Consider the following 17,091-nt stretch of genomic DNA (forward strand, 5'->3'; position numbering starts at 1 on the left):
TTGCCCCCTTGGTCCAGAGCTTCTAGGTTACAGCAGATGGCCAGCCCCTGCTCGCGGCTCCTCCAAGGATCTACTATGACACAGATATTTTACCGCGGCGGCCTTGCTGTGCTCTGCCTGACGATTGTCCTGTCCGGATGCTGGGCCGCACTGGCCCTGTGGTACAGGCTGCCGTTTGGCGCCGCCACGCGCCTGATTATTGCCACCGGATTTGCCCTGCTGGCGCTGGCCGTGATCCTTGGTCTCTTCCGCCCCCGGCGGCTGCGTGGCCTTGCCACCTATTGTCTGGCGCTGGCAGCGGTGATCACCTGGTGGATCAGCCTCACGCCGCCGGCGGATCGAAACTGGGCCAAAGATGTGGAGCGTCAGGTGACCGGGCAGCTCAGCGGTTCAACTCTCACCCTGGAGAACATCCGCAACTTTACCTGGCGCAGCCCGACGGATTTTGACGCCAACTGGGAAACCCGCAGTTACGACCTCGACCAGCTGGAAAGCGTCGATCTCTTCCTGTCCTATTGGTCCGGCAAAACCATCGCCCATATGATCATCAGCTTTGGCTTTGCCGATGGCGAACAGCTCGCCTGGTCCGTGGAGGTCCGCCGCCAGATCGGTGGGGGCTTTTCTCCCCTGGCCGATATGTTCAAAACCAACACCCTGTCGCTCATCGCCGCAGATGAGCGTGACCTGCTGGGCACCCGCACCAACGCTCGGGGCGAAGATGTCCAGCTCTACCGCACAAACACCAGCCCGCAAAAGGCCCGCGCCCTGTTGTTGCACTATGTGACAGCTGCCAACCAACTGGCAGCACAGCCCCAGTGGTACAATTCGCTCTTTACCAATTGTACCACTGTGGTGTTTCAAATGATCCGCACTATTGTGGGCGATGTGCCTCTGGATTGGCGGGTCATCGCCAATGGCTACCTGCCTGAGTACGCCTATGACGCTGGCGTTCTCAACAGTCGCCTACCGCTGCAGGAGCTGACCGAAAAGGGGCGCATCACTGCGCGTGCTCAGGCGCATGGCATCACCCCCGACTATTCCCAAATCATCCGCCGGGGCGTGCCCTCCCCACTGCACAAATAAACCAGGAATACTGCCCAGGATCTGGAGAACCAGCCCCCAGGGTTTCAATTGGCCCCTCGGCCTTTTGGTTGCTCCACATCCTACCGACCTCACTCTTGCCAATCCCGATCTTGACAGGGCCAGGCGCACCTGCGAAATCAGCCTCATCACATAACCCGCAACCGGGCGTTCAGTGGGCGCCAAACCGACGAGGAGCAGCCAAACCATGGCCCAAATCTCTCTCACATTTCCCGATGGCAACGCACGCAGCTATGAGGCCGGCATCACCGCCGCCGAAGTTGCCGCCGACATCTCCACCTCGCTGGCGAAAAAGGCCATTTCAGCCACCCTTGACGACCAGCACTGGGACCTGCAGTGGCCAATACAGGGCGACGCCGCCATTGCCCTGCACACCCTCAAGGATGAGCCCCAGGCGAATGAGTTGATCCGTCACGATCTCGCCCATGTCATGGCCCGCGCCGTGCAGGAGCTTTGGCCCGACACCAAGGTTACCATTGGGCCGGTCATTGAAAACGGCTGGTACTATGACTTTGACCGGGCAGAGCCTTTCACCCCGGAAGATCTCGGCGTGATCGAGAAAAAGATGAAAGAAATCATCAACAAACGCGAGCCTGTGCGGACCGAGGTCTGGGAGCGTCAGCGCGCCATTGATTTTTACACCGCCAATGACGAGCCCTATAAGGTCGAGCTGATCGACGCTATTCCAGGCGACGAGCCTCTGCGGATGTATTGGCATGGCGACTGGCAGGATCTGTGCCGTGGCCCGCACCTGCAGCACACCGGGCAGCTGCCGGGGGATGCCTTCAAACTAATGTCGATCGCCGGCGCCTACTGGCGCGGTGACAGTGACCGCGCCATGTTGCAACGGATCTACGGCGTGGCCTTTACCGGCAAGGAAAAACTCAAGGCCCATCTCACCATGCTGGAAGAGGCCGCCAAACGCGACCACCGCAAGCTGGGCCGCGAAATGGACCTGTTTCACATGCAGGAAGAAGCCCCCGGCATGGTGTTCTGGCACCCCAATGGCTGGCGCGTCTACACCCAGCTTCAGGACTACATGCGCCGCATGCAGGACAGCCACGGCTATGTCGAGGTCAACACCCCGCAGGTGGTGAACCGCAAGCTGTGGGAGGCCTCGGGCCACTGGGACAACTACCAGGAAAACATGTTCATCGTTGAGGTCGACGAAGACCACGCCCGCGAAAAGGCAGTGAACGCACTCAAGCCGATGAACTGCCCCTGCCACATCCAGATCTTCAACCAGGGTCTGAAATCCTACCGCGACCTGCCCCTGCGCATGGCGGAATTCGGCTCCTGCAACCGCTACGAGCCCTCCGGTGCCATGCATGGCATCATGCGGGTGCGTGGATTTACCCAGGATGACGGCCATATCTTCTGCACCGAGGATCAGGTCGAATCCGAGACCAAGGAATTTGTCTCCTTCCTCGCCAAGGTCTACAAGGACCTCGGATTTGAGACCTGGCGTGTCAAACTCTCCACCCGCCCCGAAAAACGGGTCGGCAGCGAGGAAAGCTGGGATCAGGCCGAGGCGGCGCTTGCGGCGGGTATTCAGGCGGCGGGCTATGACTACGAGATCCAGGAAGGCGAAGGCGCCTTTTACGGGCCAAAGCTCGAATTCGTGCTCACCGATGCCATTGGCCGCGACTGGCAATGCGGCACGCTGCAAATCGATCCCAACCTGCCGGAGCGTTTGGACGCCAGCTATATCGGTCAGGACGGCGACAAGCACCGCCCGCTGATGCTGCACCGGGCCACCCTGGGTTCATTCGAGCGTTTCATCGGTATTTTGATCGAAGAACATGCCGGCAAGCTGCCGTTCTGGCTGGCCCCGCGCCAGGTTGTTGTCGCCTCCATTACCTCGGACGCGGATGACTATGTGCAAGAGGTCGTGGCCGAGCTGCAGGCAGCAGGCGTGCGGGCTGAGGCAGATATTCGCAATGAAAAGATCAACTACAAGGTCCGCGAGCATTCCCTCGGCAAGGTGCCGGTGATTCTGGCCATTGGTCATCGCGAAGTGGAAGAGCGCACCGTCTCGATCCGCCGCCTTGGCGAAAAGCAGACCCGTGTCGACAGTCTCGAAAATGTTACAAAGGCGCTAAAGCTCGAAGCGACCGCGCCCGACCTTTTGTAACATTTACCCATAAAAGCGCATTTGGCGGCCCCCATCTGGGGGCCGTTTTGCTTTGAATTCCGCTAATTTCATTTATTTTCAGACACCTATACTGTATGCTTTTGTCACATAGGCTGACGCAGCCGTGAGACACGCTCTCGTGACTTAAACTCTCCCTCACATCGGGTTAGGTTTTTGGTGTCAACAAGACAGCGAATAAAACAGCGCAAGACCAACACAAAAGGAATTCATGATATGTCGAAAACTTCCAAATCTTTCGCCGTTGCCAGTGCCGTAGCCGCCGCTCTGACCGCAGCTGCCACCATGCCTGCCGCCGCCGCCACCAAGGAAAAGTGCTATGGTGTATCCCTTGCCGGTCAAAATGACTGCGCTGCGGGTCCCGGCACAACCTGCGCCGGCAGCTCGACCGTTGATTATCAGGGCAACGCCTGGACCCTGGTCGACGCGGGCACCTGTGCCGATGTCGAACTGCCCGACCTCGCCGATGGCACCAAGCGCACTGGCTCGCTGGAAGCCCTGGAGCGCGATCTGCCTGCATAAGTCAGCGCTTTAAACAAACCCCAAGAGGCCAGTGACGACGCTGGCCTCTTGGCTCCCTCCTTTGCCGCCTGACTGTCCGAATGGGCCCCCTGCCTGACACCCTCTGCAGACCATCGCATGTGGCTGTTTGCTCAAATGTTTTTTCCTGACCTCCTCCTGCTTTGACCTGATCTGTCCGGTTCGGGTCCGACTGATATGAGATCTGCCATGCTTCACCCCCGCACCGCTCCCTCCCTGCCCAATGCCCCCGGCGTTGGCTACAAACCGCAGCATTTTGCTGAGATCATGGAACAGGCTGACCCGGTACAGTGGCTGGAGATTCACGCCGAAAACTATATGGGCGCGGGCGGGCGCCCCCTGGCCCAGCTGCGCCACCTGGCCGAAAAATTTGCCATCTCGGTACACGGTGTTGGTCTGTCGATTGGTGGAGAGGCCCCTCTGGACCCAGAGCACCTGGCCCGCTTGAAACACCTGCTGGGCTGGCTCAATCCAGCCAGCTTTTCCGAACATCTCGCATGGTCGACCCATGAGGGACAGTTCTACAACGACCTGCTGCCGCTGCCCTATACCGATGCAACGCTCGACCGGGTCTGCAGCCATATTGATCAGCTGCAAGAGGCGATCGGCCGCCCAATGCTGCTGGAAAACCCCTCCAGCTACCTCGCCTTTGCCGAGAGCACCTGGTCAGAGCCGGATTTTCTGGCTGAGATCAGCCAACGCACCGGCTGCGGATTGCTGCTGGACGTGAACAATGTCTTTGTTTCGGCCACCAATCTGGAGTTCTCTCCGCAGGGCTATATTGATGCCTTCGCCTTGGACAAGGTGGGGGAAATCCACCTCGGGGGGCACGACGAAGATACGGATGATCAGGGACGGCCGCTGTTGATCGACAGCCATGGCCACGCCGTGGTCGATCCTGTCTGGTCCCTGCTGGACTACACGCTTGACCGCGCCGGTCCCAAGCCAGTGCTGATTGAATGGGACACAGATGTTCCTGACTGGCCCACCCTGGCTGCTGAAGCGGAACGCGCCGCCTTTGCCCTTGCCAGCCTCCCCACCACGACCACAGCCACCGCAACACAGCACGTTCCGGCATGAGCAGAACCACAAAACCCCAGGGACCTGCGGTCGATCAGGCCCAGTTCATCACAGCGCTGATGGATGCTGCCGTGCCGGTGCCCGCCGGTCTGGTTGATCAGGCGGCAGAAGCGGCAGGTCGGCGGTTTTCCGTTTACCGCAATAATGTCGCGGTTTCGCTGACCGAGGCCATGCACAGCGCCTTTCCGGTGATTGCCAAGCTTTTGGGGCGTAAAAACATGGATGGATTATCCGGTCTTTATCTGCGCGCCCATCCCCCCAGCTCGCCCCTGATGATGTTCTATGGCGCTGAGTTCCCCGGCTTTCTGGAAGGCATGCAGCAGCTGGATCATCTTGGATATCTTGGGGATGTGGCCCGACTGGAACTGGCCCTGCGCCACGCCTATCACGCCGCCGATGCCACAGCCATTGACCCGTTGCAGCTGGCTGGCCTGTCAGAGCAGAGCCTGTTGCAGGCCAGGCTTTGTCTTGCCCCGGCGCTGCATCTGCTGCGCTCCCCCTGGCCGATCCATTCGATCTGGCGCTTCAACACAGAAGAAAAGGCGCCAAAACCGCAGGCCGGCGCCGAGGCTGTGGTGATCACCCGCCCCGAATACGACCCCCTGCCGCAGGTGGTCAGCGCCGCGGATGCCGCCTGGATTGAGGCTTTGATGCGGGGGGCCAGCATTGGCGAGGCCCTCGGCCAAGCCCAGGACCTAGATACTGATTTTGACCTCAGCTCCCCACTCACCCTGTTGTTGCAGGGCGGAGCAATCACTGGACTTGAAGAAAGCAAAGGGTAACAACATGCACGCACTTGTCACCATTCATAACGCCGTTTTTGGCCTGGTAGAAAAGGCTGGCACCTGGGTGCTGCCGCTGGCGGCACGCTTTGTCTTTGCCGCCACTTTGCTGCTCTACTATTGGAACTCTGGCCTGACCAAGCTGGGCGACGGCATTTTGGGCCTGTTCAGCCCGTCTATTGGCGCCTACTCCCAGATCTTTCCCAAACAGCTCGAAGCCGCGGGATATGATGTGTCCCAATTCGGCATCTTTCATCAGCTGGTTGTTCTGGCAGGCACATATGCCGAATTCATCCTGCCCCTGTTGATCCTGCTGGGCCTGTTCACCCGCTTGGCGGCGCTGGGAATGATCGGATTTGTCATCGTGCAGTCGCTGACCGACGTCATTGGCCACAATGCCACCGATGCAAAAACCCTGGGCGCCCTGTTCGACCGCTTCCCGGATAGCATCATCCTGGATCAACGTCTGTTCTGGGTCTTTGTTCTTGCCGTTCTGGTGATCAAAGGCGCAGGTGCGCTGTCCTTGGACCGGATCATCAAGCGCCGCCTTGAAACTGAGGCGATGTAATCTTTCATAAAGCACGAATAAAGGCGCCCTGCTCCCGGCAGCGGCGCCTTTTTTATGTCTTAACACGACCGCCCCAAAGCCCCGCGGTTTCACCCCTTCAGCAAGGCCGCCTGTGTTGCCTTGTCCCAGCCCAGAAACAGGCCATCAGCGGTCTGAATCAATGGACGTTTCATCAAGGTCGGATGCTGTTGCAACAGGTCAATTGGTGCGCCGGCGCGCTCATCTTCGCTCAGCCCGCGCCAAGTGGTTGACCGGGTATTTACCACTTTGTCGCCAAACTGCGCCAGCGCCTCTGCCAACAGCTCTGTTGGCACACCTTCGCTTCGGACATCCACCAGGCCCGCGTCAGGCAATTGTTTCAACGCCTTACGACAGGTATCGCAGTTCTTTAAGCCATAAAGGATCATCAATCTTCCTTCCTCAGCGTGGCAATGAGCACAATCTAAAGAAGAATACCCATAGCCACTTGATTTATTTCCCCTGCATGCAACAGTTGCAACAGGGCTGACACACAGGTCGGCACTGGTGTGGCCTGCATGTCAGCAGACTACGTTTGAAAACAATGGGCTGCCTGTCGCAAACCCCGAAATTCTCTGGGCTGCCCCAGAACAATACATAAGTAGAAGGAGACACGGGAAATGCCAAGCGGCACCGTGAAATGGTTTAACACAACCAAAGGATTTGGCTTCATTGAACCCGACGGCGGCGGAAGTGACGTCTTTGTGCATATCTCTCAGGTTGAGCGGTCCGGCCTCACCGGTCTCGCTGACAATATGAAAGTTGACTATGAGCTCACCGAGGGGCGCGATGGCCGACAAATGGCGGGAGAAATCAAACCCCTTCAGAGCTCCAACTAATCTGAGAGACTCGCCCTGGGGCCTTGCCCCAACCGCACGGCCTGCTGGTTCAAGCCTCTGCACATGCGCGTTGCCGACAGTGCGCCCCTTCAGCGGTTGCTTGGAGGCAGCTTGCGTTCAGCAACGCTCAAATCCGCTCCTCCCAGCCGACCGTCAAGACTTAGGTAGGAACGGGTAAAGCGCCCTCTTAGCGGCCAGAATGGATGCGCAGATATTCCACCATGACGCAGGCCGGATCTGCGGGGCGCAGCTGGGTGGAGCCCTGCCGTTGCCACTCCGCCTCTGGTATCTCAGGAAAGAACGTATCTGCGCCCTCGACCTCTACCGCGACCTCGGTAATCAACAGCCGATCAGCGATCTGCATCATTTCGCGGTAAATCCCCGCGCCGCCAATCCCGTAAACCCGACGATAGCCCTGTGCATAGGCCGCTGCAACGGCCTCAGCGACTGAGCCATGCACCTCATCTGCGGCCTCGGGGTTGGAAGACACCACCAGGTTCAGGCGGTTTTTCAAGGGCTTGAACGGCAGACTGTCCCAGGTATTGCGCCCCATGACAATGGCCCCGCCAAGGGTTTCACGCTGAAAAGCCTTAAGATCCTCGGGGGCATGCCAGGGAATGGTATTGTCCTTGCCAATAGCACCATTCCGGTCGCGGGCAACAATCAGGGTAATCATTCTACGGTCTGCCTTGAAACAGCGCCCCGCCTGCGGTGGGGGTGGATGAAACGACAAAAGGCGAGCGGCGCCTGACGAGCAGTTTTACACAGCGACGGGGGCCTTGATGCCCGGATCGGGATCATAGTTCAGGAACTCAAAATCATCATAGGTAAAATCAAAAATCGACGAGACCTGCCGTTTGATCCGGATCTGTGGCAGCGGCTTAGGGCTGCGCGACAGCTGTAGTGCCACCTGGTCCTGATGATTTGAATAGATATGCGCATCGCCAAAACTGTGGACAAAGTCCCCCGGCTCATAGCCCGTCACATGGGCCAGCATCACCTGCAACAAGGCGTAGGAGGCAATATTGAAGGGCACCCCAAGAAACATATCCGCCGAACGCTGATACAGTTGCAGATGCAGCTTGCCGCCTAACACCCGAACCTGCCACAGCGTATGGCAGGGCGGCAGCGCCATATCCGGCACATCGCCAGGGTTCCAGGCGGAAACAATCAGACGGCGGCTGTCTGGGCTGGTTTTGATCATCTCTACCAGGTCGGCGATCTGATCAACCGAACCAGCGCGATAGAGCGGCTCATCCCCGGTGGTGCCGGGCACCAGCTCCAGTTTTGGAAAGCTGCGCCACTGGTGGCCATAAACCGGCCCGAGGTCACCGTTTTCATCAGCCCATTCGTCCCAGATTGAGACCCCATTGTCTTTGAGATACTTGATATTGGTATCGCCGGACAGGAACCACAAAAGCTCATGTATGATTGAGCGCAGATGCAGCTTTTTGGTGGTCACCAGCGGAAAACCATCCGCCAGAGGGTATCGTGTCTGCATACCAAAACAAGAGATCGTACCGGTGCCAGTGCGATCGCTGCTGGGCACCCCGGTTTCCAGAATTTGGCGCAAGGCCGCGTGATATTGCTGCACAGTGATCCCTCTTTGACACTCGATGCCTGTCCTGCAGTCATAGCGGGGAGTGACCCCAAATAACAAGCCGATGCGTAGCGGCGGATTGGCACCAGCTGCACAGTCATGCAGTACACACAGGGCGCTAAAGGCGGCGGTGGCCACCGTTCTGCCTTCACGTCCTGGCGCCTAGATGTGGAAACTCCAAACCTTCCGGCCCTGCGAATCGATTGGATCTGGCCTATAGTGTCGGCAAGTTGTACCAAGCAAAATAAACTCTCCGAAAAATCTTCGCCCTCACACCTTGGGTGAGGAGATGTCAAACGATCAAGGAACCTCGCACATGGCGCTTACTTATTTGCACGTAATGGTTCGGGTGAAAGACCTGGAAAAATCCAGAGCATTTTATGAACTTCTGGGACTGCGCGAAACCCGGCGCTACGACAGCGAAAAGGGCCGTTTCACCCTGCTCTATCTGGCCGCCCCCGGTCAGGAAGAAACCCCGGTAGAGCTGACCTATAACTGGGATGGCGACGAGGGCCTGCCGAGTGACAGCCGTCACTTTGGCCACCTGGCCTATGGGGTCGATAATATCTATGAAACCTGCCAGTTTTTGCAGGACAACGGCGTCACCATCAACCGCCCCCCCCATGACGGGCGCATGGCCTTTATTCGCTCGCCCGACAATATCTCAATCGAGCTGCTGCAAAATGGCGAGGCCCTGGAGCCAGCAGAGCCCTGGTCCAGCATGGCAAACACAGGCCACTGGTAAGACCGGCCACTGGTAAGACAGGCCACTGGTAAAACCGGCCACAGGCAGAACCAGCCCCGGCGTTCTGCCTCTGCGATAACAGGCAGGCAGATATAAGAACGCACCGCCAGTCCAGTTAGGACTTTGCGGTGCGTTTTATAGCGAACCCGAATTCTTCAAGTCTAGATGCGACTGGTGTTCAGCCGAATCAGGATTATTTGGATATGGGCGGTGCATTTCTTGCCCACCCAGGTCTTTTCTCAGGGAGCTTCCGCACCCAAAGATCTGTTTTTAATAGATATAGCGGATCTGATCCGACCAATACCGTTCCACACGCTTCAGCGAGCTTGTGATGTCAGCGATGCCTTCGCGGCTGATAACATCCTTGCCCTCTAGGCCTTCGGCGTGGCGTGCAAAGAGGCCCGCGACGATATCGCGGATCTCGCGACCGCGTGGCGTCAGGCGAACCCGAACAGACCGGCGATCAATCTCGCAGCGCTGATGGTGCATATAGTCCAGCTCAACCAGCTTTTTCAGATTGTAGCTGACATTGCTGCCCTGATAATAGCCACGGCTCTTGAGCTCACCGGCGGTGACTTCATTGTCACCAACGTTGAACAAGAGCAGTGCCTGCACTGCGTTTATTTCCAGAACGCCGACGCGTTCGAACTCATCCTTGATAACATCCAACAACAGCCGGTGCAGTCGCTCCACCAGTGCCAGCGCTTCAAGGTAACCAGTCATGAACCCTTTGCGGTCCTGCTGGCCGATTGGCATTTCCATACTCATTCGCATCTCCGACTCGAGTTTGCTCAGGAGAGAATGCAGAAAATTCCCCAAAAATGCGTTAAGCTGGTTTTTTATTTAGTTTGATGGGTTTGTGCGACTTCCCTGATCAGAGCCTCATAAGAGCTGGGGGCAGCAACCTGCCCTGTCACCCACTGATAGAGATCCTGATCGTTCTCGTGCAGCATCTGATCATAGAGATCCAGCTTGGCCGCATCCATCGCAGGCAAGTTGGCATCTGCATAGGCGGTGAGCAGAATATCCATTTCTTTAATGCCGCGACGCATGGACCGCATCTTTAGACGCTTGAGGCGATGTTCGTGCAATTCCGTCGTTTCAGTCATCCAATCAGCCTCACGTAGACGCGGCACTCTGCACCAGTGTGCGAAGCTTCTTTTCCAGCCGTGCGGTGCGTTCGGCATTGCTACGCATCTCATTGCGCAGGGCGCGCAGCTCATTCAGCACACCGGCGAAATCGCCCACCGCAAGATCAACATCTGCGGGTTCCGACATCCCCTCGCCCTCGCCGGTCAGCAACCAGGACATCGAGACATTCAACAGCCCCGATACCATCGACAGCTTGTTGGCGCGTGGTTCAGACAGATCCTGTTCCCAGCCCATCAGAGTGGATTTCTTGATCCCAAGGCGTCGCGCCAGCTGTGCCTGGGTCATATCGGCGGCCTCGCGGGCGGCGGCGACACGATCGCCAAATGTTGCTGCCTCTGGTCCGAACCAATCTGTTGTTTCGTCAGACATTTGCCATCTCCGTTTCTGCTCTTTGTCAATGCTGCTTGATCGCAATTTGGTGGCACCCTATGACAGATGCCAAGAACATTCAAACAAGGACCCGCAGCCATGTCTTTCCTCTCCAAGACCCTCGAGCGTGTAAAACCGTCGCCCACGATTGCGATTACTGCAATGGCTGCCGAGCTGAAAGCCGCTGGCCGGGATGTGATTGGACTGAGCGCGGGTGAACCCGATTTTGACACCCCGCAGAACATCAAGGATGCGGCAAATGCCGCCATTGCTGCGGGCAAGACAAAATACACCGCCCCTGACGGCATCATCGAGCTGAAACAGGCCATCTGCGCCAAATTTGAGCGCGAGAACGGCCTGTCCTATGAACCGGCACAGGTCTCGGTCGGGACCGGTGGCAAACAAACACTGTATAATGCGCTAATGGCGACACTTAACCCCGGCGACGAGGTGATCATTCCAGCCCCCTACTGGGTAAGCTACCCGGATATGGTACTGCTGGCCGGCGGCACACCTGTCGCGGTTGAGGCAAGCCTGGAAACGGATTTCAAACTGACGCCCGCACAGCTGGAAGCGGCGATAACACCCAATACAAAATGGTTCATCTTCAACTCGCCCTCCAACCCCAGCGGTGCCGGCTATACCCGCGCCGAGTTGAAAGCCTTGACTGATGTGCTGATGCGCTATCCCCACGTCTGGGTGATGTCGGATGATATGTACGAACACCTGGTCTTTGATGGCTTTGAATTCACCTCTCCGGCGCAGGTGGAGCCCGGTCTGTATGACCGCACGCTGACCTGCAACGGTGTGTCCAAAGCCTATGCCATGACCGGCTGGCGCATTGGCTATGCCGCAGGCCCCCAGCATTTGATTGCTGCCATGCGCAAGATCCAGTCTCAGTCGACCTCCAACCCCTCCTCCATCAGCCAATGGGCTGCGGTTGAGGCGCTGAATGGCCCGCAGGATTTTCTGGCAACCAACAATGTCGCCTTCAAACGGCGCCGCGATCTGGTGGTGGCTGCTCTCAACGCTATCGACGGCCTGACCTGCCCCACCCCAGAAGGCGCCTTTTATGTCTATCCGTCGATCAAAGGGCTGATCGGCAAGACAACGCCCACAGGCACAGTGATTGAGGACGACAAGGCCTTTGCAACGGCGCTTTTGGCTGAGGCGGATGTCGCGGTGGTCTTTGGCGCGGCCTTTGGCCTGTCGCCAAATTTCCGGGTCAGCTATGCCACCTCGGACGAAGCCCTCACCGAGGCCTGCGCGCGTATTGCCGCGTTCTGCGCCTCCCTGACCTAAGCCAAAGGATCCAAGCTGATGGCTGCAACGCTGCCCGAGTATTTCTTTCGCGTGCGTGAAAACGGTGCTTTTGTGTTTCGGGTTGATACCGAAAACCGGCAGCGGCGCATCGACATGGATCAGATTGCAGCCATCAACATCCGCAACGGCGAGATCAAGCCACATGGCGGACGCGCCCTGTCAGACCAGGATCTGGCGGCGATCAAATCCTGGATGGCAGACCGGCGCGCGGTCCTGGCCGCACGGGACATAGATGACATCAAGCGGGCGGTGGATCACCTGAACCTCACCGCCCACTGGGCCCAGACCAAGGCCACCGACGAACAGCTCGAATCTGTCACCGATGATCTGTTGCTGACCATGCATGACCTGCGCAGCGTCTTGGTGCGCAAAAAGGCAGATCGGCTCATCAAGGGGCAAAAGGGCGACTAAGCTCTGCAGCCCGCCCCGGCGTTTTAGCAAATCACTGTGGCGATTTACGCCGCAGGCTTTTCTTCTGTCAGCAGGATGGAATGGCGCCAAAAGCGCGACATCAGGAAGACACCAGCAAAGCAAAGCCCCAGCACCAGCCCCGACCAGACCCCGACGCCGCCCCAGCCAAAGGTAAAGCCAAAGAGATAAGAGGCCGGAACGCCAATCGCCCAATAGCTGAGCGCCGCAATCACCATCGGCCAATTGGTGTCCTGCACACCGCGCAGCAAGCCCAGCGCGATCACCTGCATGCCATCCGCCAGCTGAAACAGGGCTGCCATCGCCAAGAGACCCGCCCCAACAATCAGGATTTCAGGCTTGTTGGGGTCCGTGGGGTCCAGAAACAGCGAAATCAGCGGGTCCGGGACCAATAAAAAGGCCGCACTGCCAAGCAGCGCCATGGCCAGCGACAGTAAAATCACCACCCGGGCGCCCAGCGCCATATGAGCGCGATCACGGCGCCCATAGGCGTTGCCGGCACGAATAGTGGCTGCATTGCTCAGGCCCAGATGCACCATGAATGTCAGCCCCGACAGCGTCATCGCCACGCCATGGGCCGCCAACGGGATGGTTCCCAACCAGCCCATCATCATGGCGGAGGCGGCAAACAGGCTGACTTCGCTTAGATTGGTCAGACCAATGGGCATGCCCAATTTAAACACCCGGAAAAACATCTCCCAATCCGGGCGGTGAAAATTCTTTAACAGTTCATGCTCGGGCAGCACCCACAGGGCGTATGCTCCCACTGTCAGCAAGGACACCGACTGCGTCGCAATCGAGGCATAGGCCGCCCCGGCAATGCCCAGCTCTGGTGCGCCCCAGTTGCCAAATATCAGCGCATAGTTCACCAGCCCGTTCACCACAGCCGCCAAAATGGTGATCCAAAGCACGATCTGCGTGCGCTCCAGCGCCGCCAGATAAGATTTCAACACCATGACCAACAGCGCCGGAAACAGCCCCCAGCCCGCCAATTGCAGATAGGCAGAGGCCGGTCCTGCCACTTCTGGATTTTGTCCCAGCGCCAACAAGATATATTCTGAAAACAGCAGCACCGGCATCGCCGCCACAGCATAAAGCAGCGACAGCCACAGCCCCATGCGGGTGGCGCGGCGGATCTGGCGCTCTTCCCCGGCCCCGGCAGCGGCGGCCACCAGAGGCATTACCGCAAAGGCGAATCCTGCACCCATCAGGAAAAACACAAAGAAATAGGATCCGGCCAGTGTCACCGCCGCCAGAGCCTCGGCCCCGTACCAGCCCAGCATGAGCGAATCCGTCATGCCAATGGCATATTGCGCCACGTGACCGCCAACCAACGGAAAACCAAGCAAAGACACAGCCCGCAGGTGGCCGCCTTTGGTCATTGTGGATGTGGTAAGATGAGTGCTGGATTGATCTATCATAGGGCAGTCTTAGCAGGTACTGCGCGCCCGGCAAGTACCGACAGTACTGCGCGCAATACCACCCCAATAACGCCCCCAGACAGGGGGCGCTATCGCACTCCGTGTATCACGCTTTTGCGTCTGGATGCAGCGCCTTACCCAGAATGTGATCGGACCGATGAATCACATGATGCGCCTGGCCCACGATCAGTGGATCAGGGGCCTGGGCGATTGAGGGATCTTTGCCCGGGTAGTCCACTGTGCTCAGGAAATGTCGCATGCAATTCAGGCGCGCCCGTTTCTTGCAGTTGGATTTGACCACGGTCCAGGGCGCGTCTGCGGTGTCTGTGTAAAAGAACATCGCCTCCTTGGCCTCGGTGTAGTCATCCCATTTGCCAAGGCTGGCTTTGTCGATCGGTGACAGCTTCCACTGTTTCAGCGGATCCGTTTCGCGGGATTGGAACCGGCGTCGCTGTTCGGCCTGAGTGACCGAGAACCAGTATTTATAAAGCCGCACTCCAGACCGCACCAACATCCGCTCCAGCTCAGGTGTCTGGCGCATGAACTCGAGGTACTCATCCGGCTCACAAAAGCCCATGACCCGCTCGACGCCTGCCCGATTGTACCAAGAGCGGTCATAGAGAACAATTTCACCATTGGTAGGCAGGTGATTGATATAGCGCTGGAAGTACCACTGGCCACGCTCTTCGTCGGTGGGTTTATTCAAGGCAACAACCCGGGCCGAGCGCGGGTTCAGGTGCTCGGTAAAGCGTTTGATCGTCCCCCCCTTGCCAGCAGCATCACGCCCTTCAAACACCATGGCGAATTTCTGACCCGTGTCCTGCGCCCAGATCTGAACTTTCAACAGCTCTGCCTGCAGGCGCGCCTTCTCGGCCTCATAGGTCCGACGCGACATCTTACGCTTGTAGGGATAGCGCCCACTTTCAAAGACCCGGCGGATATCTTCTGGTGAGGGATGGCTAACGGCCGCGGCCTGCGGGGCCTCTGCGGGGGTCGCAGCACTTGGCGAATTTCCAGTGGTTTCTGTCATCAGTGTTCCCTTTTACTCATTTACTCTGTTCGAGTGACGCTGTTCGAGGCGATGTTATATGCCCCAGCGCATCCACGCGCTGACCTGTGTCAAGAAGCTGTCATATGGAGTGCATTTCAAAACAGTCTTGCCGCACCTGGTGACGCAACGGTTGGCTTGATTGCAAAAGGCTCTGGCCCCAGCCTTGTCTTTCATCGCAGGAGGACACCACATGCACAGCGCCATCGAAAGCCTCCAGGGGCAGCCCTTTTTTGTCCGCCGCTGGGGCGACCCCGCCCTGCCCCGTCTGTTGCTGTTGCACGGGTTCCCGGAATACGGTGGGGCCTGGGCGGAAACCGCAAGCCATCTCAGTCAACATTTCCACTGTATTGCCCCCGACCAGCGCGGATATGGCCAGAGCTGGGCTCCTGAAGGCGTCGAGAACTACGCCGCCTCAAGTCTGATTGGCGATATGGTTGCGCTGATTGGCGCCGAGCAGGGGCCGGTGACGGTGTTTGGTCACGATTGGGGCGCCGCAATCGCCTATGGGCTGGCGATGTTTCATCCGCATCTGGTCGACCGTCTGATTATCGCCAATGGTGTACACCCGGTGCCGTTTCAGCAGGCCCTGGCCAGTGGCGGCGAGCAGTCAGCCGCGTCGCAATATATTCCCTGGCTGCGCCAACCAGGGGTAGAAGCCGAGCTGAGCGCCAATGGGTTTGAGAAACTGCAGGCCCTGTTTGCAACCCATATGGATATGTCCTGGCTCTCTGGCGCACGGTTGCACGCCTACAAAGCGGAATGGGCGCGCCCGGGTCGGCTGCAGGCCATGGTCAACTGGTATCGCGCCTCACCGCTACAGGTCGCCAAACCCGGGCAGCCCATTGCCATGCCAGCACTACCGCTTGCGCGCCTGACGGTGCCCCAGCCCCATCTGTTGCTCTGGGGGGATGGGGATACCGCCTTGTTGCCGGAAACCACCCTTGGGCTGGAAGAGTTTGCGCCGCAGCTGACCCGCATCACGATTGCGGGCTGTGATCACTGGCTGCATCATCAAAAACCCAAAGACCTGGCCGAGGCTATTCTTAACTGGAACCCCTGACCCAAGGCGTCGCATAAGTCGCTTTCGCACCCCTAGCTATGGCCCCAGTCATCCGGGTTTTCCGAATTGTTGGGGCTAAGCCCCAGATCATCGCCCTTGGTTGAACAGCCAAGCCCCAGAACCGTTCGGTTGGCATAGGAAAAATAGGCGCTGACCTGGTTGATCTCAAGAATTTCGCCGTCGTCATATCCCACCTGACGCAGGGCTTCTATGTCTGCCTCAACTAGGCTGGCCGGGGCCTCTGTCAGCTTGCGCGCATACTGCATGGCGGCCTGTTGTGCCTTATCCAGAGGCGCTACTGCCGGATCGCGCGCTTCGATCGCAGCGCGAATGGCCAGACCACGATCCGCATCCGCCAACAGCCGCTGGAGGCCGGCAAAATGATGCTCAACGCAGTAGTCACAGTTGTTCAAGGACGAGACCCAGACGCCCAGCACCTCAAGAAACCACTTGGGGATTCTGTTGCCAGTATGGTGCAGCACATTTTTATAGAGCGCCATATGGCCCTCCATCGAATGGGGCCGCAGGCTATGGGCCATCATGATGTTGTCGACATTGTTGTTAGGTCCCGTGACCCGCTCATACAGCTTTTTCAGCTTGCCGGTTGCCGCTTCGAACGGAACTGTCTTGATCCATGCCATGCCTTTTTCTTCCCCTGTCCAGCTTTTCCTGCACGTTAGGAGCCGGAGCCTAGCCGGGCAATCCAAAAGGGAAAGCAAAAATCCACCACGACCTGTCACCTTTGCGCGAGCGGTTGATCAAGAGCCGACCTCTGGCCTGTGGGTTCGTGTCTTTGGCTGGCTGTGGTGGTCTCTGGGAGGCTTGGTTATCCACAGCCCCTAGCGGGCCTCTTTCGCAACA

The 17,091-nt window shown here is 58.2% G+C and carries 20 protein-coding genes; 11 read left to right on the top strand and 9 right to left on the bottom strand.

Going from position 1 to position 17,091, the window contains the following annotated elements; translation table 11 throughout:
• Positions 1 to 75: 75 nt before the first annotated feature.
• The 6 genes from N1037_14305 to N1037_14330 all read left to right on the top strand — a co-directional run bounded on the left by N1037_14305 (position 76) and on the right by N1037_14330 (position 6,223).
• Complete coding sequence (locus N1037_14305) at positions 76 to 1,083, top strand: DUF4105 domain-containing protein (protein ID UWS78437.1); 1,008 nt, start codon at positions 76 to 78, stop codon at positions 1,081 to 1,083.
• 205 nt (positions 1,084 to 1,288) lie between these two features.
• Complete coding sequence (gene thrS, locus N1037_14310; protein ID UWS78438.1) at positions 1,289 to 3,235, top strand: threonine--tRNA ligase; 1,947 nt, start codon at positions 1,289 to 1,291, stop codon at positions 3,233 to 3,235.
• Positions 3,236 to 3,469: 234 nt separating this feature from the next.
• Positions 3,470 to 3,775: a DUF2282 domain-containing protein gene (locus tag N1037_14315; protein ID UWS78439.1), complete on the top strand. Its 306-nt coding sequence runs from the start codon at positions 3,470 to 3,472 to the stop codon at positions 3,773 to 3,775.
• Positions 3,776 to 3,982: 207 nt separating this feature from the next.
• Positions 3,983 to 4,873, top strand: coding sequence for a DUF692 domain-containing protein (locus N1037_14320; protein ID UWS78440.1), 891 nt, complete (start codon positions 3,983 to 3,985; stop codon positions 4,871 to 4,873).
• A complete protein-coding gene (locus N1037_14325) occupies positions 4,870 to 5,655 on the top strand; it encodes a DNA-binding domain-containing protein (protein ID UWS78441.1) in 786 nt (261 codons plus the stop codon). The genes N1037_14320 and N1037_14325 overlap by 4 nt, the downstream gene beginning before the upstream one ends.
• Before the next feature lie 4 nt (positions 5,656 to 5,659).
• A complete protein-coding gene (locus N1037_14330; protein UWS78442.1) occupies positions 5,660 to 6,223 on the top strand; it encodes a DoxX family membrane protein in 564 nt (187 codons plus the stop codon).
• A gap of 89 nt (positions 6,224 to 6,312) precedes the next feature.
• Here N1037_14330 and N1037_14335 read toward each other — a convergent pair whose 3' ends face one another.
• A complete protein-coding gene (locus N1037_14335) occupies positions 6,313 to 6,630 on the bottom strand; it encodes an arsenate reductase (protein ID UWS78443.1) in 318 nt (105 codons plus the stop codon).
• 231 nt (positions 6,631 to 6,861) lie between these two features.
• On the opposite strand from N1037_14335, the gene N1037_14340 reads away from it, so the two are divergent.
• On the top strand, positions 6,862 to 7,080 hold the full coding sequence (locus N1037_14340) for a cold-shock protein (GenBank protein UWS78444.1): 219 nt from the start codon (positions 6,862 to 6,864) through the stop codon (positions 7,078 to 7,080).
• Between the two features lie 187 nt (positions 7,081 to 7,267).
• Here N1037_14340 and N1037_14345 read toward each other — a convergent pair whose 3' ends face one another.
• Together N1037_14345 and N1037_14350 are read right to left on the bottom strand one after the other, a co-directional pair.
• Entirely contained in the window at positions 7,268 to 7,756 is a 489-nt protein-coding gene (locus N1037_14345) for a dihydrofolate reductase (GenBank protein UWS78445.1), read from the bottom strand.
• 84 nt (positions 7,757 to 7,840) lie between these two features.
• Positions 7,841 to 8,674 carry a thymidylate synthase gene (locus tag N1037_14350; protein ID UWS78446.1) on the bottom strand — a complete coding sequence of 278 codons (834 nt, stop codon included), beginning with the start codon at positions 8,672 to 8,674 and terminating at the stop codon, positions 7,841 to 7,843.
• 322 nt (positions 8,675 to 8,996) lie between these two features.
• Here N1037_14350 and N1037_14355 point away from each other — a divergent pair, with 322 nt between their 5' ends.
• The gene (locus N1037_14355; GenBank protein UWS78447.1) at positions 8,997 to 9,425 is read left to right on the top strand and encodes a VOC family protein; all 429 of its coding nucleotides are present in this window, start codon (positions 8,997 to 8,999) and stop codon (positions 9,423 to 9,425) included.
• Positions 9,426 to 9,695: 270 nt separating this feature from the next.
• Here N1037_14355 and N1037_14360 read toward each other — a convergent pair whose 3' ends face one another.
• From N1037_14360 to N1037_14370, 3 genes are all read right to left on the bottom strand, one after another.
• Entirely contained in the window at positions 9,696 to 10,193 is a 498-nt protein-coding gene (locus N1037_14360; GenBank protein UWS78448.1) for a winged helix DNA-binding protein, read from the bottom strand.
• A gap of 71 nt (positions 10,194 to 10,264) precedes the next feature.
• Positions 10,265 to 10,534 carry a succinate dehydrogenase assembly factor 2 gene (locus N1037_14365; GenBank protein ID UWS78449.1) on the bottom strand — a complete coding sequence of 90 codons (270 nt, stop codon included), beginning with the start codon at positions 10,532 to 10,534 and terminating at the stop codon, positions 10,265 to 10,267.
• 10 nt (positions 10,535 to 10,544) lie between these two features.
• The gene (locus N1037_14370) at positions 10,545 to 10,946 is read right to left on the bottom strand and encodes a helix-turn-helix domain-containing protein (GenBank protein ID UWS78450.1); all 402 of its coding nucleotides are present in this window, start codon (positions 10,944 to 10,946) and stop codon (positions 10,545 to 10,547) included.
• Between the two features lie 99 nt (positions 10,947 to 11,045).
• On the opposite strand from N1037_14370, the gene N1037_14375 reads away from it, so the two are divergent.
• Positions 11,046 to 12,248 carry a pyridoxal phosphate-dependent aminotransferase gene (locus N1037_14375; protein ID UWS78451.1) on the top strand — a complete coding sequence of 401 codons (1,203 nt, stop codon included), beginning with the start codon at positions 11,046 to 11,048 and terminating at the stop codon, positions 12,246 to 12,248.
• 18 nt (positions 12,249 to 12,266) lie between these two features.
• The gene (locus tag N1037_14380; protein ID UWS78452.1) at positions 12,267 to 12,680 is read left to right on the top strand and encodes a hypothetical protein; all 414 of its coding nucleotides are present in this window, start codon (positions 12,267 to 12,269) and stop codon (positions 12,678 to 12,680) included.
• Positions 12,681 to 12,724: 44 nt separating this feature from the next.
• On the opposite strand, the gene N1037_14385 is transcribed toward N1037_14380, so the two are convergent.
• Positions 12,725 to 14,119, bottom strand: a complete 1,395-nt coding sequence (locus N1037_14385; protein UWS78453.1) for an MATE family efflux transporter — start codon at positions 14,117 to 14,119, stop codon at positions 12,725 to 12,727.
• 106 nt (positions 14,120 to 14,225) lie between these two features.
• On the bottom strand, positions 14,226 to 15,149 hold the full coding sequence (gene ppk2, locus N1037_14390; GenBank protein UWS78454.1) for a polyphosphate kinase 2: 924 nt from the start codon (positions 15,147 to 15,149) through the stop codon (positions 14,226 to 14,228).
• 211 nt (positions 15,150 to 15,360) lie between these two features.
• On the opposite strand from ppk2, the gene N1037_14395 reads away from it, so the two are divergent.
• Positions 15,361 to 16,230, top strand: a complete 870-nt coding sequence (locus tag N1037_14395; GenBank protein ID UWS78455.1) for an alpha/beta hydrolase — start codon at positions 15,361 to 15,363, stop codon at positions 16,228 to 16,230.
• Positions 16,231 to 16,262: 32 nt separating this feature from the next.
• On the opposite strand, the gene N1037_14400 is transcribed toward N1037_14395, so the two are convergent.
• Entirely contained in the window at positions 16,263 to 16,871 is a 609-nt protein-coding gene (locus N1037_14400; protein UWS78456.1) for a peroxidase-related enzyme, read from the bottom strand.
• Between the last annotated feature and the right edge of the window lie 220 nt (positions 16,872 to 17,091).

It is taken from the genome of Phaeobacter sp. G2, from assembly GCA_025163595.1.
GTDB lineage: Bacteria > Pseudomonadota > Alphaproteobacteria > Rhodobacterales > Rhodobacteraceae > Pseudophaeobacter.

Bases quoted from the DNA above. Each gene is read 5' to 3' on its own strand.
- N1037_14305 (UWS78437.1), top strand. From the start codon at position 76: ATGACACAGATATTTTACCGCGGCGGCCTTGCTGTGCTCTGCCTGACG.
- thrS (UWS78438.1), top strand. From the start codon at position 1,289: ATGGCCCAAATCTCTCTCACATTTCCCGATGGCAACGCACGCAGCTAT.
- N1037_14315 (UWS78439.1), top strand. From the start codon at position 3,470: ATGTCGAAAACTTCCAAATCTTTCGCCGTTGCCAGTGCCGTAGCCGCC.
- N1037_14320 (UWS78440.1), top strand. From the start codon at position 3,983: ATGCTTCACCCCCGCACCGCTCCCTCCCTGCCCAATGCCCCCGGCGTT.
- N1037_14325 (UWS78441.1), top strand. From the start codon at position 4,870: ATGAGCAGAACCACAAAACCCCAGGGACCTGCGGTCGATCAGGCCCAG.
- N1037_14330 (UWS78442.1), top strand. From the start codon at position 5,660: ATGCACGCACTTGTCACCATTCATAACGCCGTTTTTGGCCTGGTAGAA.
- N1037_14335 (UWS78443.1), bottom strand. From the start codon at position 6,630: ATGATCCTTTATGGCTTAAAGAACTGCGATACCTGTCGTAAGGCGTTG.
- N1037_14340 (UWS78444.1), top strand. From the start codon at position 6,862: ATGCCAAGCGGCACCGTGAAATGGTTTAACACAACCAAAGGATTTGGC.
- N1037_14345 (UWS78445.1), bottom strand. From the start codon at position 7,756: ATGATTACCCTGATTGTTGCCCGCGACCGGAATGGTGCTATTGGCAAG.
- N1037_14355 (UWS78447.1), top strand. From the start codon at position 8,997: ATGGCGCTTACTTATTTGCACGTAATGGTTCGGGTGAAAGACCTGGAA.
- N1037_14360 (UWS78448.1), bottom strand. From the start codon at position 10,193: ATGAGTATGGAAATGCCAATCGGCCAGCAGGACCGCAAAGGGTTCATG.
- N1037_14365 (UWS78449.1), bottom strand. From the start codon at position 10,534: ATGACTGAAACGACGGAATTGCACGAACATCGCCTCAAGCGTCTAAAG.
- N1037_14370 (UWS78450.1), bottom strand. From the start codon at position 10,946: ATGTCTGACGAAACAACAGATTGGTTCGGACCAGAGGCAGCAACATTT.
- N1037_14375 (UWS78451.1), top strand. From the start codon at position 11,046: ATGTCTTTCCTCTCCAAGACCCTCGAGCGTGTAAAACCGTCGCCCACG.
- N1037_14380 (UWS78452.1), top strand. From the start codon at position 12,267: ATGGCTGCAACGCTGCCCGAGTATTTCTTTCGCGTGCGTGAAAACGGT.
- N1037_14385 (UWS78453.1), bottom strand. From the start codon at position 14,119: ATGATAGATCAATCCAGCACTCATCTTACCACATCCACAATGACCAAA.
- ppk2 (UWS78454.1), bottom strand. From the start codon at position 15,149: ATGACAGAAACCACTGGAAATTCGCCAAGTGCTGCGACCCCCGCAGAG.
- N1037_14395 (UWS78455.1), top strand. From the start codon at position 15,361: ATGCACAGCGCCATCGAAAGCCTCCAGGGGCAGCCCTTTTTTGTCCGC.
- N1037_14400 (UWS78456.1), bottom strand. From the start codon at position 16,871: ATGGCATGGATCAAGACAGTTCCGTTCGAAGCGGCAACCGGCAAGCTG.